Annotated in this window: 12 protein-coding genes; 9 read left to right on the plus strand and 3 right to left on the minus strand. The window is 67.3% G+C overall.

Annotation, left to right across the window (positions count from 1 at the left end; translation table 11 throughout):
• Positions 1-3 precede the first annotated feature (3 nt).
• From cysC to U8D42_RS03400, 6 genes are all read left to right on the plus strand, one after another.
• A complete protein-coding gene (gene cysC, locus U8D42_RS03375) occupies positions 4-696 on the plus strand; it encodes an adenylyl-sulfate kinase (RefSeq protein ID WP_085240368.1) in 693 nt (230 codons plus the stop codon).
• A 145-nt stretch (positions 697-841) separates the two neighbouring features.
• Positions 842-2101 (plus strand): sulfate adenylyltransferase, encoded by a 1260-nt coding sequence (gene sat, locus U8D42_RS03380; protein ID WP_085240367.1) that lies wholly within the window; start codon positions 842-844, stop codon positions 2099-2101.
• A complete protein-coding gene (locus U8D42_RS03385; RefSeq protein ID WP_085240366.1) occupies positions 2098-2415 on the plus strand; it encodes a DUF6955 family protein in 318 nt (105 codons plus the stop codon). Before sat ends, U8D42_RS03385 begins: the two co-directional genes overlap by 4 nt.
• Positions 2416-3040: 625 nt before the next feature.
• On the plus strand, positions 3041-3979 hold the full coding sequence (locus U8D42_RS03390; protein WP_322859234.1) for a sulfotransferase domain-containing protein: 939 nt from the start codon (positions 3041-3043) through the stop codon (positions 3977-3979).
• Between the two features lie 122 nt (positions 3980-4101).
• Positions 4102-5043: a hypothetical protein gene (locus U8D42_RS03395; RefSeq protein ID WP_322859233.1), complete on the plus strand. Its 942-nt coding sequence runs from the start codon at positions 4102-4104 to the stop codon at positions 5041-5043.
• On the plus strand, positions 5044-6408 hold the full coding sequence (locus tag U8D42_RS03400; RefSeq protein ID WP_322859232.1) for a cation:proton antiporter: 1365 nt from the start codon (positions 5044-5046) through the stop codon (positions 6406-6408).
• A 140-nt stretch (positions 6409-6548) separates the two neighbouring features.
• Here the strand turns inward: U8D42_RS03400 and fadD21 are convergent, their stop codons facing one another.
• Together fadD21 and U8D42_RS03410 are read right to left on the minus strand one after the other, a co-directional pair.
• Positions 6549-8282 (minus strand): fatty-acid--AMP ligase FAAL21/FadD21, encoded by a 1734-nt coding sequence (gene fadD21, locus U8D42_RS03405; RefSeq protein WP_322859231.1) that lies wholly within the window; start codon positions 8280-8282, stop codon positions 6549-6551.
• A gap of 5 nt (positions 8283-8287) precedes the next feature.
• Positions 8288-9892, minus strand: a complete 1605-nt coding sequence (locus U8D42_RS03410; RefSeq protein WP_322859230.1) for a PucR family transcriptional regulator — start codon at positions 9890-9892, stop codon at positions 8288-8290.
• An 81-nt stretch (positions 9893-9973) separates the two neighbouring features.
• On the opposite strand from U8D42_RS03410, the gene pruA reads away from it, so the two are divergent.
• The 3 genes from pruA to U8D42_RS03425 all read left to right on the plus strand — a co-directional run bounded on the left by pruA (position 9974) and on the right by U8D42_RS03425 (position 14046).
• Complete coding sequence (pruA, locus tag U8D42_RS03415) at positions 9974-11605, plus strand: L-glutamate gamma-semialdehyde dehydrogenase (protein WP_322859229.1); 1632 nt, start codon at positions 9974-9976, stop codon at positions 11603-11605.
• Positions 11605-12567: a proline dehydrogenase family protein gene (locus tag U8D42_RS03420; RefSeq protein ID WP_322859228.1), complete on the plus strand. Its 963-nt coding sequence runs from the start codon at positions 11605-11607 to the stop codon at positions 12565-12567. The genes pruA and U8D42_RS03420 overlap by 1 nt, the downstream gene beginning before the upstream one ends.
• Positions 12568-12798: 231 nt before the next feature.
• The gene (locus tag U8D42_RS03425; RefSeq protein ID WP_322859227.1) at positions 12799-14046 is read left to right on the plus strand and encodes an HNH endonuclease signature motif containing protein; all 1248 of its coding nucleotides are present in this window, start codon (positions 12799-12801) and stop codon (positions 14044-14046) included.
• Positions 14047-14079: 33 nt separating this feature from the next.
• On the opposite strand, the gene U8D42_RS03430 is transcribed toward U8D42_RS03425, so the two are convergent.
• Entirely contained in the window at positions 14080-15114 is a 1035-nt protein-coding gene (locus U8D42_RS03430; RefSeq protein WP_322859486.1) for an alpha/beta fold hydrolase, read from the minus strand.
• Positions 15115-15153 lie beyond the last annotated feature (39 nt).

The following is a 15153-nucleotide window of genomic DNA, read 5'->3' on the forward strand; positions in this document are numbered from 1 at the left end:
CGAATGTCTAACAACATCACCTGGCACGAACACAAGATCAGTCGCGCCGAACGCGAAAAGCTGAACGGGCACAAAGGATGTGTCATCTGGTTCACCGGCCTGAGCGCGAGCGGCAAGAGCACGGTCGCCAACCTGGTTGAGCAGAAGCTGTACCAGCGGGGCGTGCGCAGCTACCTGCTGGACGGCGATAACGTCCGCTTCGGGCTCAACGCCGCCCCCGATACGCTCAAGGAGCGTCACGGGGCCGAGTTCGCCAACCGGTTCGGTCTCGGATTCTCCGCGGAGGATCGCGAGGAGAACATCCGCCGCATCGGCGCGGTCTCCAAATTGTTCTGCGAGGCCGGCATGATCGCGTTGACCGCGTTCATCAGCCCGTATCGCCGCGACCGCGACGCGATCCGCGCCACCCTCGATGAGGGCGATTTCATGGAGATCTTTGTCGACACCCCCATCGAGATCTGTGAGCAGCGCGACCCCAAGGGGCTGTACAAGAAGGTCAGGGCCGGAGAAATCAAGGGGTTCACCGGAATCGACGATCCCTACGAAGCTCCCGTGCAGCCGGAATTGCACCTCGACGGCGGCAACAAAGATGCGGACACACTGGCCGAGGAAGTGATTTCTCATCTCGAGAACGCGGGCGTGATTCCCGCCGCCGACCGATGCCAAGACACTCGCGAAGGGATGGTTGAAGTCTAGAACCAGATCCGAGGCCGTTGAACGCATCGACGCATACGACGAAAAAGGCCGCGGCACTTCGAGTTTCGGCGCGCTGACACCGCTGAGGAGGCCGGTCGTTTGAGGATGCGGTTGTTGATTACATATCCGGAAATGAGGTCATGACATGAACTACACGGGACACAACGGGAAACCGATTGTGGAACGGGTGGCCACCGAGAACGCGGCCGCTCAGATAAAGGGGATGCCGCGCATCCAGATATCGAAGGCCACCGCGCACGAGGTGATCAGCCTGTCCTATGGCTTTTTCACCCCGTTGACGGGATTCATGGGCCGCCACGAAGTCGACGGAACCCTGGACAAGATGCAGCTCCCGGACGGGACGTTGTGGAGCATCCCGATCGTCTTCGACATGTCCGCCGACGACATCGCCAAGCTGGGGCTCAAAGAGGGTGACAGCGTCGTTCTGGAATACCTCGACGCGCCGATGGCCATCTTCGAGATCTCCGAGATCTACGAGTACGACCTCGAGCGCATGGCCGAGAAGACGTACGGCACCAGCGACCCGCGCCATCCGGGGGTGAAGAAGACGCTGGCCTACCAAAACCGGTTCATCGGCGGTGACATCACGCTCATCAACGAGCCGGTCTTCAACGAGCCGTTCAAGAGCTTCTGGCTCACCCCCAAGCAGCACAAGGAAGCGCTGGCGGCCAAGGACTGGAAGCACGTCGTCGCGCATCAGACCAGGAACGTTCCGCACACCGGCCACGAAGCCCTGATGAAGCAGGCCTGGTTCGCGGCGAACGAGGACATGCCGGTCAACAACCTGAACACCGGCGTGCTGGTCAACGCCATCATCGGCCAGAAGCGGGTTGGCGACTACATCGACGAGGCGATCCTGCTGGCCCAGAACGAGCTGGGTAACAGCGGCTATTTCCGCGAGGACGTGCACAAGGTGTCTTTCACCCTGTGGGACATGCGCTATGCGGGCCCCCGCGAGGCGATCTTCCACGCCATCCTGCGGACGAACCTCGGGTGCACGCACCACATGTTCGGCCGCGACCACGCCGGTGTCGGTGACTTTTACGATCCGTACGATGCGCAGAACCTGCTCAAGCAACATCGAAGCGAGTTGGGCATCAAACCGGTGTTCCTGCGGGAGAACTGGTACTGCCCGGAGTGCCTGGAAGTCACCAACTCGGCGCTGTGTGGTCACGACGACCAATCGCAGAGCTTCAGCGGCAGCCTGATTCGCAGCATCCTGACCGACGAGGTCAAGCCGACGCAGAAAGTGATGCGGCACGAGGTGTTCGAAGTGGTGATGGATTGCGCCGATAAGTACGGCTCAGGCTCACCCTTCGTGACCGAGGAGTACTTAAAGACCAGGCGCCCGGTCTTTACGTTGAAGCAATTGGAGGATTCGTGAGCGGTAGCGAGAACAAAATCAAGGTCAATGTCTGGATCAACGAGGAGCGGCTCGACGCGCTGCAGCAGGCCGGGATGGCCGATGCGGCGAAGGAAGCTTTCGCCGGCATGAAGCTGCTGGAGATCTATACGACCGAAGAGCAGAAGAATGTCGTGCTCGAGCGCTTTCCAGGGGCCAAGTACGATTCGGCCACCACGAAATCCATCGAGTTGCTGCCCAAGAAGGCGAAGGACAGGCTTCTTGAGCTGTCAATCAGCATGCACTCCACCGGCCCCGATGTGATGGGTCGCTTCCTCGAGGAAGCGCAGCCCTGACGGCATAGCCCCGGGACCGGCCGAAGGTATCCGACGTTAGCTGGCGCCGATCGGCGATGGGAACAACCCCACTCGCCGGTCGGCGCTTTCGTGTGCGAGGCATCTGGTTTGCCGGCGGACCCGGTCGCGGCGGCCGGCGGATGAGGTGCCCGTCCGCGCTGGTCTGCGGGGGGTGTCGGGGGGGTCGGGGAATCCTGTTGCCGGATGCGGTTGCCGGGCGTGGCAGCGGGCCGGCCCCGACCGGCAACGGGGCGACGCTCGCCGGCGACCGTCAGGTGCCGTTTGCTCACGAATAGACAGCAATATGCCAACCACGACACAGGAAATTGACAGCAGACCGGCCCATACTTTTGATCATCACGAGTTTAACTCGGCGCGTACTGCCTGCGGGGTGACCGCATGGCCGCATGTGACCTGAGACTCGAGGTCAGAGCGCCCTCCACCGCGGAGGACGAGTCGTGGCCCGTTTGACCAACTGGATAGCAACGCTCCCTGCCGGACTTGTGGGGCGGGAAGGCCGGTGATCGCACCGTGCCCCTACCGGACCAACTCATCAGGTGTGTTGCTGCCCAGAGCGTGTGAGCCTCGTTGCTGCGAACCATTCTTGATGAAAGGCATTTCTGCTGTGGAAAAGCAATTGATCGCGCCCACCCGTATTCTGCGGGACTACCTCTCGGACTCCCGGGTCTGGGAGGACTTTCTGGCCCAAGGCGGTTTCGTCGAGGGAGACATCGTGGTCGCCGACCCGTTCAAGGCGGGAACCACGTGGACGCAAAGGATCGTCCAGCAGATTCTGCACAACGGTGAGGAGCCGGAGGGTGGCCTTTCCGACACGTCGCCGTGGCTGGATTCCAGCTGGGGCGATCACGCCGGAATGCTCAAGGTGCTGAAGGAGCAGCGCGAGGCCGGGATGCGCCGCGTGATGAAATCGCATCTGCCCGCGGATGCCTTGCCGATCGGGCCCGAGGCCCGCTACGTGTTCGTCGGGCGGAACGGCAAAGACCTCGGGATCAGCTTCCACAACTACCTCTACAACTTCTCCCCGGCGACTATGGAGACGATCAACCAGATCCACGCCGAGTGGTCGGGAGACCCGGCTCCGTTGGTGATCCCGGAGGACATGCAGCAGTTCTTCGACCTCTGGCTGGACACCAACGGCTACCAGTGCTGTGACCTGCTCGACGTCATGAAGTCGTGGTGGCGGCTCAAGGACGAGCCGAATGTGCTGCTGCTCCACTACGGGGAGCTCAAAAAGGATCTGCCGGGCCAGATCGCGCGGCTCGCGAAATTCTTCTCGATCGATCCCGCGTCGCTGCAAATGGACGTCATCGTCGAGCACTGCTCCTTCGACTACATGAGCGAGCGGGCGGAGAAGATGGCGCCGTTCGGTGGCGCGCACATGTCCAGCGCCAAGGCCTTCTTCCACAAGGGCCTCAAGCGCGATCACCGCAGCGAGTTGACGCCGGAGCAGGTCGAGCGCTTCGACCGGTTCGCGCTGGAGAAGCTGGGCCCCGAGTGCGCCCACTGGTTGGAGACGGGCGAGGGGCTCGCGGGCAGCAACTGAGTCAGTTCGAGAACAACGTCGTCATGTCGCGGGACTTCGCCGCAGCGCGGAGTCCCGCGACGCGATACGAGGGCTTGGCAGCTATGGCCGATCGAGGGCTCGTACTCCGGGACCGCCTCGTCATGGAGGCCGTAGCCGTGCTCTATATCGTGGTCGCCGCGCAGGCGCACGGCTGGCACTACCTGTTCTTCCCCGGACTGGCCGCGCTTTCCCATGACGTGCTCACTCGACCGATGGGAAAGTGGGCGGCCCAGCCGGGGCGGCTCGTCATCACGCCGGTCGCGGGGGCGGCGATCGGAACGGTGGTGACCCGCACATTGCCTTACGGGGTGCTCGCCATCCTGCTCGTCGTGACGCCGTGCGTGCTTCTTCTTGCGGCCCTGAAATCGAATATCGCTCCCGCGATCGCGGCCGGCGTCCTGCCGCTGTTTCTGGGCGTCAAAAGCTGGCTTTATCCCGTCTCGGTGGCGGTGAGCCTGCTTGTCCTGGTGGCCATCTTGCTGCCGTGGCAAAAGTACTGCCGCAGAAAATATTTCGACCACCGCGTCGCCCCGGCGGACACCGACGACGTCCTCGAATCGCTGCCGAACGCGACCACGTGGGTTTTGCCATTCTTTGCGTTCGTGACGGTCATGGCCTGGTGCGCGTCGGCATCGGGCCTGCGGCTCATTCTGTTTCCCCCGCTCATAGTCATCGCCTACGAGATGTTCGCCCACCCCGCGACATGCCCCTGGGCCCGTCGGCCCGTGGCCCTGCCCGCGGCCTGCGTTCTGACGTCGGGCGCCGGCCTGGTCGCCGCCAACCTGCTGGGCAGCGCCGCGCTCGCCGCCGGATGCGCGATGGTGTTCGGCATCATCACGCTTCGCCTGCTGCACCTGCACATGCCGCCCGCGCTGGCACTCGGACTGCTGCCGTTGGTGATTCATGCGCCCAACATCAAATACCCGATTTCCGTGGCAATCGGGACCACCGTCCTGACGCTCACCTTTCTGCTCTACCGACGTTGGGTCACCGGCCAAGGCCGCGCTGGCCGGCGTGTCCCCAAAATGATGAGGAGTGCATAAGTGTCGAACGCGCAATTGACTGCCGTCATCGTCGTCCTGCTCTTATTGGTGGGGCTGGCTCAATGCCTGGGCTACATATTCATGAAGCTTGGCCAACCGAAAGTGGTCGGCGAAATCTTGGCCGGCATCGTGTTGGGCCCGGCGCTACTCGGCCGGCTACCGTTCTTCGAACATCTGATGGGCACGGCCCGGCACAACAACCACATCCTGAGCTTCGTCTACTGGCTGGGTCTGTTGCTGCTGATGTTCGTCTCCGGCGCCGAGGTGCAACAGCTGTTCGGCAAGGGCGAGCGGCGCACCGTGAGTTGGCTGGTCATCGTCGGCACCGGCATCCCGTTCGTGCTGGGACTCGTCTTCGGTCCGCACCTGATTCGTCCCAGCCTGGCCGGTCCGCACGGCAACCGCATTTCGCTCATCATCATTCTCGCGGTCGGCGTCGCCGTCACCTCGGTGCCGGTGGTGTCGAAGATCTTCGCCGACCTCAAGATTCTGGACACGCGGTTCGCGCGGCTCATCCTGGGCGTCGCCGTGCTCGAGGACATCGTGTTGTGGCTGGCGCTCGCGATCGCGACCTCGATCGCCGCCAAGTCCCACCTGCACCCGTGGCAGATGGGTTTGCACCTGCTGGTGACGGTGGCCTACTTCGCCCTCGGGCTCACGGTGGTCCCGCGCGTCATCAAGCGGATGAACAAGTCCCGCTGGAACGTGCTCGCGCAGCACTCGCCCACCGGGTACGCCATCGCGGTCCTGCTGGCCTACTGCGCGGTGGCCGGCGCGCTCGACGTCAACCTGGTGTTCGCCGCGTTCCTCGCTGGTTTCGCCCTGGTGGACCAAAGCCACCGGATCTTCGATGATTCCCTGGACGCCATCAGCAAGGTCTCCTTCGCCTTCTTCATCCCGGTCTACTTCGCCATCGTCGGGCTGAAACTGGACCTCATCCGCGGCGTCTCGCTGCCCATGATGGCCATCTTCATCGTCGGCACCTGCGTGGTGAAGATGCTGTCGGTGGGGCTCGCCGGACGGCTCGCCGGCTTTCGGGGCCTGGATTTGGTCAACCTCGGGATCACCACCAACGCTCGCGGTGGCCCGGGCATCGTGCTGGCCAGCGTCGCGTTCGACGCCGGCATCATCAGCTCGAAGTTCTACACCACGCTGGTCGTCGCCGCGGTGCTCACCTCGCAGCTCGCCGGCGCCTGGCTGGACTACGTCCTGCGCAAGGGCTGGCCGCTGCTCAAATCGGATGTGGCCGCGGAAGCGGGGGACGTCACCACCCCGAGCGATCAGGCGGCCGGGCCGGACGTCGTGCATGACGAAACGGATGTCGTCTCCAGCGGGTTGGAGGGCCAGCACGCCCCGGGATCGTAGGGGGCGCCGCTCCTCAGCTCGTCGTTGGATCGGACTTCATCTCCGCACACAGCCGATCGCAGCGTCGCGATCCGGGTGTGTGTGAACGGGCTTGTGGCAGCGCGCTGTTCGGCTCACAGACCGGTTGGGGCGCCGGGCGCTCAGGCGTCCAACCGGGCGAACTGCTGGCGGCGGTATTGCTCGACGCAGGCGGCCCGCCGGATCTTGCCGCTCGTCGTGGTGGGGATGGACCCCGGCGGGACCAGGACCAGATCAGCGACATTGAGTCCGTGCGAGCTCGAAATCGCCGCGGTGACATCGTTTTTGACGGCGTCAAGCCGGCGCAACGCTTCCTCGTCGGAATCGTTGCCCTTCTTCAATTCGATGATGGTCACCAGCTTTTCGGACTCGTCCACCGGGACGGAGATCGCCGCGACCCGGCCGCCGGTGATCACTTGCACCGTCGACTCGATGTCCTCGGGATAGTGGTTGCGCCCGTAGACGATCAGCAGGTCCTTCATCCGGCCCACGATGAACATCTCGCCCTCGGAGACGAAGCCGAGATCGCCGGTGCGCAGCCACGGCCCCGCGGGCGTGCCCGGTGACGGGTCGGCCACGATCCCGCCGAAGGTCCGCTCGGTCTCCTCCGGCTTTCGCCAGTAGCCGCCGGCCACGTTCTCGCCGTGGACCCAGATCTCGCCGACCGTTCCCGGCGGGCATTGCCTGGCGGTGTCCGCGTTGACGATCCGCACGGTCGGTGACGCCGGCATGCCGTAGCTCACCAGCGGCGAGCCGTTCTGCGCCGAACACCGCTGCGCGGTGCCCTCCGACAGCTGCTCGGGTTCGAAGTGCGCGACCTCCGGGACGCCACCCTTGGTGCGGCTGGCGACGTAGACGGTCGCCTCGGCCAGGCCGTAGGAGGGGCGCATCATGTCTGCCCGGAAGTTGTACGGCGCGAACCGTTTACAGAACCGGTCCAGGGTGGCGGGATGGATGCGCTCGGCCCCGCTGACGATGCCCAGGACGTTGCCCAGATCGACGCCGTCCAGGTCGGCATCCGACGTCCTGCGGGTGGCCAGCTCGAAGGCGAAGTTGGGTGCCGCCGACATCACCGGTCCGGCGTTGGCCAACGCGTGGATCCACCGCGCGGGGCGCTGCAGGAAGGCGACCGGGCTCGTCAGGTCACCGCGGTAGCCGCCGAGGATGGGCGCGATCACGCCGAGCACGAGACCCATGTCGTGATAGAAGGGCAGCCACGACACCACGGCCGTGTCGCGCGGCGGCACGCCGTTGGCCTCGACGAAATAGTCCGACATCAGTTGCCGGAAGTTCACCTGCAGGTTGCGGTGCGAGATCATCACCCCGGCGGGCAGCCGCGTTGAGCCGGAGGTGTACTGCAGGTACGCCGTGTCGGGGGCGCCGGCCCGGATACCCGGTGCGCCTGCGGCGTCCAAATCCAGCGCGTCGACCTCGATGACGGCGGCGGTGGCGGAGCCCGGTTGCCGCAGGTAGTCGGTGACGGTTGCCGCCACCGCGGACGTTGTGAGGACGACGGTGGGCGTGGTGTCCGCCAGGACGGCGCTCACCCGTTCGTCGTGCGAGCCGGGCGCGGGCACCGACAGCGGCACCGCGATCAAGCCGGCCTGCATCGCGCCCAGGAACGCCACGATGTAGGCCAGCCCCTGCGGAGCGAGGATCACGGCCCGGTCTCCCACGGCGCCGTGCCGCCTGACCTCGTGCGCGACGTTCAGCGTCCGCCGGTACAGCTGTGCCCACGTCAACGCCTCGGTGACGCCGGCCCAATCCTGTTCGTAGTCGGTATAGCGGAACGCCACGTCGTCGGGCTGCAGGCCGGCGCGTTCGCGCACCAGGGCGACCACGGACGAGTTCGACATGCGCGTTAGGTTACCGCCTCCCGCGGGAGGCCACCCGGCAGCCGGAGGCCGAGCGAAAACAGCAGCCGCACCTCGGGATCGGCCAGTGACGTCGACAACAACCGTTCGATGCGCCGCACGCGGTAGCGAACCGTGTTGGGGTGCACGTGCAGCGACCGAGCGGCGGCCGCGACGTCGCCGAAGCCGTCCAGATACACCCGCAGGGTCTCGGCCAGCACCGGCTCCCGGGCGCGCAGTTCGACGATGCGCGGATCGACCAGTCGGTCTTCGCGGGCGACCAGGGTGAGGATCTCGTCGAGCAGGACCGTGGTGCGTGCCTCGGCCAGCGTCGTCACCTGTGGAATCGAAACGGGATGCCGCGCAGCGCTGTCCAGCACGCGGTCCAGCTCGGTGCGCGCCGCGGCTATCCCGGCGAGGCCGGCGACGGGAGCCGCGATGGCGGCTCTCAGCTGCACCCCCAGCTCGGCCCGCATCGCCGCGACGGTGCCGCGCACCCACGACGCGACCGAGCGGGGCTGTGTCTGGGGCAGCAGCACGTAGATCCGCGATCCACGCGTCCCCACCTGGGCGTCGCGCCGAAAGGCGCTGGCGCTCAGCGCCATCACATCGGCCAATCGGGCCTGGCGGGGCGGGTTGCCGGCGGTCTCCGCGGTGTCCCAGCCGATCAGCGCCGCCTCGCCGTCGGCGGTGAGGCCGAGTTCGCGGGCGACGGCGGCGACGTCGGGTTCGCCGTCGCCCAGGCCCAGCAACTGCTGCACCCGCCGGGCGTGCGTGGACGGCCGGGCCGCCAATCGCGCCATGATGCGCGCGGCCAGCACCGCCGCACCGCGCAACATCTGTTCGGCGTCTTCGGCAAGCGGTGACGTGCCCTGTTGCACCCAGATGGTGCCGGCGAACGCCGGCGCTCGCCGCGAGTCGGGTTGATAGATGCCGACGGCCAGTCGCGGCCGGAGGCCGAGTTCGGGACGCTCGGCCACGCGCACCACCTGATCGCTGGCCCGCAGCGCGTCGAAAATGCCCCACTGGCCGATCCATTCGAGATGTTCGGGCGGCCCCGCCCTGCCCAGGATGGACAGGCGGCGCAGCTCGTCGGCTTCGTCGTTGGAGGCCGAATACGCCAGCACGTGCGACTGGGCGTTCTCGATGCTGACCATGCCGTGAATGCGGTCGGCCAGCGACTGCGCCAGGCCGAACAGGTCGGTGCCCGAATCCTCGGCCTCGCCGGCGCGGTCCCCGTGGTGCTCGAGCACGTGATTGACCAACTGGTAGAGCCGCTCCCACCGGGCCCGCGGCTCGACGGCGACCACCGCCGAGCCGGCTTTGACCGCCGCGCTCACCAAAGCGCTCGACGGCTCCTTGGCGAACACCGCCACCGGAACACGCTCGCGGGCCTGCTTACCCATCCACCGCAACGCCTCGTCGTCGCCCACGCCGAGCAGGAAGAACACGTCCGCCGAGCCCGCGGCCGCCGCCAGGCCGAGCCGAACGTCGTCGCTGTCGATCAGCGCCGCCGAACCCACCGCGAGATCGAGGCCCCGCGGCGCTTCCACCAGGCTGACCAGGGTCGCGTCCAACGCAAGCAACAGCTGGCCCAGCCCCACACCGGCCATTGTCCGATCGTACTAGCCTGCGGCCTCACTCCTGTCCGATTGGCTAACTCCGTGGGTCGCCGCGACGAGGATCCTGGCAGGATGGACGCGATAACCCAGGTGCCGCTGCCGGCCAACGAGCCGGTGCATGACTATGCGCCGCGATCCCCGGAACGCGAGCGGCTGCGCGCCGAATTGGCCGCGCTGGCCGCTCAGCCGATCGACCTCCCGCACGTCATCGGCGGTAGACACGGGATGGGCGACGGCGACCGCATCGACGTCGTCCAGCCGCACCGGCACTCCGCCACGCTGGGCACCCTGACCAATGCGGTGCACGCCGACGCGTCGGCGGCCATCGACGCCGCCATGGCCGCGAAACCCGCTTGGGCGGCAATGCCTTTCGACGAACGCGCGGCGGTGTTCCTGCGGGCGGCCGACCTGCTGGCCGGGCCGTGGCGGGAGAGGATCGCCGCCGCGACGATGCTGGGCCAGTCCAAGTCCGCCTACCAGGCCGAGATCGACTCGCCCTGCGAGCAGATCGACTTCTGGCGGTTCAACGTGGCGTTCGCGCGGCAGATCCTGGCGCAGCAGCCGATCAGCGGGCCCGGGGAGTGGAACCGCAGTGACTACCGCCCGCTCGACGGCTTCGTCTACGCCATCACCCCGTTCAACTTCACCTCCATCGCCGGCAACCTGCCGACCGCACCGGCGCTGATGGGCAACACGGTGGTGTGGAAGCCGTCGATCACCCAGACGCTGTCGGCCTACCTGACCATGCGGCTGCTGGAGGCCGCGGGACTGCCGCCCGGCGTCATCAACCTGGTCACCGGCGACGGGTTCGCGGTGTCCGACGTGGCGCTGGCCGACCCGCGGCTGGCCGGCATCCACTTCACCGGGTCCACGGCCACCTTCCAGCGCCTCTGGCAGCAGGTGGGCGCCAATATCGGCCGCTACCACAGCTATCCGCGGCTGGTGGGCGAGACCGGCGGCAAGGACTTCGTGCTGGCGCACGCGTCGGCGCGGCCGGATGTGCTGCGCACCGCGCTGATTCGCGGCGCGTTCGACTACCAGGGCCAGAAATGCTCGGCGGCGTCGCGGGCGTTCGTCCCGCACTCGGTGTGGCGGCGGATGGGCGACGACTTCCTGGGGCAGGCCGCCGCGCTGCGCTACGGCGATGTCACCGACCTGACCAACTACGGCGGGGCGCTGATCGACGAGCGGGCGTTCGCCAAGAACGTCAAAGCCATCGAGCGGGCGAAGAGCGCCGCCCACGTCACCATCGCGGTGGGCGGCGAATACGACGACAGCGTCGGCTATTTCGTGCGCCCCACCGTGCTGCTGTCCGACGATCCGGCCGACGAGTCGTTCGCCACTGAGTACTTCGGCCCGCTGCTGTCGGTACATGTCTACCCCGACGAGGATTACGAGCGAATCCTCGGTGTGATCGACGGCGGCTCGCGGTACGCGCTGACCGGCGCGGTGATCGCCGACGACCGCGAGGCGGTGCTGACAGCCCAGGAGCGCCTGCGCTTCGCCGCCGGCAACTTCTACGTCAACGACAAACCCACCGGCGCGGTCGTCGGGCGCCAGCCGTTCGGGGGCTCGCGTGGCTCGGGCACCAATGACAAGGCCGGGTCGGTGCTGAACCTGTTGCGCTGGACGTCGGCCCGCACCATCAAGGAGACGTTCGTCCCGGCGACCCACCACACGTACCCGCACATGGGCGCCGACTGATGACCGGCGTGTTCGCCAGCACGCTGCGCCCGGCCATCATGGCCGCCAGCCGGCGACCCGGACTGCGCCGGGCCGCCGAAGGCCTGCCGATCACCCGTCGGGTGGTGCACCGCTTCGTTCCCGGTGAGACGATCGACAGCGCGCTGGGCAGCGTTGCGGCGCTTCGCGCTTCGGGCCGGTGCGTCAGCCTCGACTACCTCGGCGAAGACGTGACCGACGCCGGCGCCGCCACCGCGGCGGTGACGGTGTATCTCGACCTGATCGACCGCCTGGCGCGGTTCGACGATCGCTCCGCCGGCCGGCCGCTCGAGGTGTCGCTGAAGCTGTCGGCCCTGGGGCAGGCGCTGGGTGGCGACGGGGAGAAGATCGCCCGGGAGAACGCCTTTGCGATCTGCGCAGCGGCGCAGCGGGCCGGCGTGTGGGTGACGGTGGACGCCGAAGACCACACGACGACGGACTCCACGCTGGCGATCGTGCGCGATCTGCGGCACGACTTCGGATGGCTGGGCGTGGCGTTGCAGGCCTACCTGCGGCGCACGCCGGCCGATTGCGCAGAGTTGGCCGCCGCCGGGGCGCGGGTCCGGCTCTGTAAGGGCGCCTACGACGAACCGGCGGCGGTGGCCTATCGCGACCCGGCCTCGGTGACCGATTCCTACCTGCGTTGCCTGCGGGTGTTGATGGCCGGTTCGGGCTACCCCATGGTGGCTTCCCACGACCCGGCGATCATCGAGGCGGTGCCCGCGCTGGCCCGCGAAGCAGGCCGGGGCGCAACCGATTTCGAGTACCAGATGCTGTACGGCATCCGCGACGGCGAGCAGCGACGGCTGGCCGACGCCGGCAACCGGGTCCGCGTCTACGTGCCGTTCGGCACCCAGTGGTACGGCTATTTCATGCGCCGCCTGGCCGAGCGGCCCGCGAACCTGACGTTCTTCCTGCGGGCGCTGGCCCAGCGCGGTCACTGAGTGTGCGCTCACGGCTTTGCGTGTGCCGCCACGGCGGCGCCACCCCGACGATCCCGCCCTGGCCGCACACTCGAAGCCCACGATGCACACCCGAGGCGCTGGCGTTGAGCCTTAGCCGCGGGTGGGGCGTGCGGGGGCCGATCAGATTGTCCGGCTTGGTGGCTGACGACGGTCACCGCCGTGCGTTGAACGCGCGGCCGGGATGTCATACCCCGCTGCGATGATGGGGTTATGTCTTCGACCGTATCCGCCGGCGCCGTGGTGATCAGTCCCAGCGAGCGTCTTGAGGTGCTGTTCGAGGAGTTGGCGGAGTTGGCCGGTCAGCGCAACGCCATTGATGGGCGCATCGTGGAGATCGTCGCCGAGATGGAACGCGACGAGCTGTGCGGGGCCACGGGGGCGCGCTCGGTCGCGGCGTTGGTGGCCTGGAAGCTCGGTTCGTCCTCGGCCAACGCCCACACGATCGCCACCGTCGCGCACCGACTCGAGGAGTTTCCGCGCTGCGCCCAAGGCCTGCGAGAGGGTCGACTGTCGCTGGATCAACTGGGGGTCATCGCGGCGCGCGCGGGTGAGGGATCGGATGAGCACTACGCGCAGTTGGCGAGGGTCGCCACGGTCAACCAGCTGCGCACCGCGGTCAAGCTCGAGCCACGACCCGAACCCGATAGCGGGCCGCCACCGCAGCCCTCGATCACCAAGACCTCGGATGAAAAATTCACCTGTTGGCGGATCCAACTGCCGCACCCCGACGCGGCGAAATTCGACGCCGCGCTGGCCTCGCATCGGGAGGCGCTGATCACCGAGTGGAAACACGATCACGGCGATAGCGCCCACGGCTCAGCGCAGAGGCCGCCGCCACCGGGCACCCTCGAGGCATTTCTGCGCCTGGTCGAGACCGGATGGGACGCCGAAGCGGCACGGCGGCCGCACGGGCAGCACACCACGGTGATCGTGCATCTCGACGTTGAGCAGCCCGCCGCGGCGCTGCACCTGGGTCCGCTGCTGTCCGACGCCGAACGCCGCTACCTGACCTGTGATGCCACGTGTGAGGTCTGGTTCGAACGTGACGGCGAGGTTATCGGCGCCGGCCGGGCGACGCGCACGATCAGCCGGCGGCTTCGCCGCGCGCTGGAGTATCGCCACCGCATGTGCGCGGTTCCCGGCTGTGGCGCTACGCGTGGGCTGCACGCGCATCACATCCGGCACTGGGAAGACGGCGGCCCCACCGAGTTGGCCAACCTGGTGCTCGTCTGCCCTTATCACCACCGGCTGCACCACCGCGGCCTGATCACCATCGCCGGACCCGCAGCCGATCTGACCGTCACCGACAGCTGCGGCCGACCGCTCAGCGCAGGATCGCTCGCGCGCACACCCACCGGCCCCCCGCCCGCCGTCCCGCCGTGCCCCGGACCCACCGGCGAACGCGCCGACTGGTGGTGGTACGAGCCCTTCCAACCGCAACCCCCGCCCAACAACTAGGCCGGCAGCGCGGTCGTCGACGAGATACTCGAGTCAGCCGGGGCAGCCCTCGCGGTTGGCACTTGTTAGCGCTTTCGGCGCGCCCTCGAGGGCGGAGTGCAGCGCGTCGAAGACCTGCGGATCCCAGGTGAGCGCCGTCTTCCAGTCCAGCCCGGCCTGGTTGGAGACGAAGATGCTGTGCGTGTCGTCGAAGGCGTAGCAGCGCCGGTGCGGCAGCACGGAATCGGCGAGATCGACCGCCAGCGCGCTGCGCAACGCCACGATGCCGTCGTTGGGCCACACCATGGGGTTGACCTGCCCGGCCTTGGTGAACTTCTTGCCCCCGATCAACACCACCGGGATCTTGTCCAGCACGCCGGCCTGAAACTGGTTCCACCCGTCCTTGCCCATCAGGTAGGCCTGATTCACCTCGCGGCCCGAGCCCGACACCAGCCGCAGCACGTCGGTTTTGAAGCCCTTCATCGCGTTTTCGCAGAACTGGTCGCCCGCGCAGTCGGTCAGCGGCAGGGCGTCGTTGGCGTAGTCCGACAGGTAGGAGCCCTGCCACGGCGTGCCGATCGTGGTGAGCGAGCGGACGTGGATCGGGGAGTTCGTCGTGGTCAGCACCCGGATCGCCGCGCGCGCGTACAGGCCCCCCATCGAGTGGCCGACCAGGTCGACGTCGTCGATGCCCTTGTCGGTGTGCAGGTACGTCAGGAACCGCGCCAGGTGTTCGCCGGCGGTGTCGATGCTCCCGGTGGAGTTCACGGTCATGTTCTCCGGCAGCGTGATCGGGCACACCCCGAACGGGCCGAAACCGGTCTGGTCGGTCACCTGCCCGCGGCCGGCCATCGCCGGTGAGGTGAACACCTTGTAGCCCTGCTTGAGCAGGTACTCGCGGATCGCGGTGTCGGTGTTGCCCGCCGCCAACCCGGTCGAGCACGCCTGGTCGGGTGTGGTGAACGGGCTCGTCGCATCCCCGCCGGAGACGATCACGACCGCCTGCGACGCCGCCCGTTTCTCGTCGGATCTGCCGCAGCCCAACAGCATCGATGTCGTGGCCACCACGACCGCGGTGAGCGCCAGCATGCGTCGCACACCCAGGATGGTAACGGTCGCAGCGGGCCG

This window comes from Mycobacterium europaeum, from assembly GCF_034555895.2.
GTDB lineage: Bacteria > Actinomycetota > Actinomycetes > Mycobacteriales > Mycobacteriaceae > Mycobacterium > Mycobacterium europaeum.

What these genes read in the sequence shown, in the direction of transcription:
- cysC (WP_085240368.1), top strand. Translation starts at nt 4, where the DNA reads ATGTCTAACAACATCACCTGGCACGAACACAAGATCAGTCGCGCCGAA.
- sat (WP_085240367.1), top strand. Translation starts at nt 842, where the DNA reads ATGAACTACACGGGACACAACGGGAAACCGATTGTGGAACGGGTGGCC.
- U8D42_RS03395 (WP_322859233.1), top strand. Translation starts at nt 4,102, where the DNA reads ATGGAGGCCGTAGCCGTGCTCTATATCGTGGTCGCCGCGCAGGCGCAC.
- fadD21 (WP_322859231.1), bottom strand. Translation starts at nt 8,282, where the DNA reads ATGTCGAACTCGTCCGTGGTCGCCCTGGTGCGCGAACGCGCCGGCCTG.
- U8D42_RS03410 (WP_322859230.1), bottom strand. Translation starts at nt 9,892, where the DNA reads ATGGCCGGTGTGGGGCTGGGCCAGCTGTTGCTTGCGTTGGACGCGACC.
- pruA (WP_322859229.1), top strand. Translation starts at nt 9,974, where the DNA reads ATGGACGCGATAACCCAGGTGCCGCTGCCGGCCAACGAGCCGGTGCAT.
- U8D42_RS03420 (WP_322859228.1), top strand. Translation starts at nt 11,605, where the DNA reads ATGACCGGCGTGTTCGCCAGCACGCTGCGCCCGGCCATCATGGCCGCC.
- U8D42_RS03425 (WP_322859227.1), top strand. Translation starts at nt 12,799, where the DNA reads ATGTCTTCGACCGTATCCGCCGGCGCCGTGGTGATCAGTCCCAGCGAG.
- U8D42_RS03430 (WP_322859486.1), bottom strand. Translation starts at nt 15,114, where the DNA reads ATGCTGGCGCTCACCGCGGTCGTGGTGGCCACGACATCGATGCTGTTG.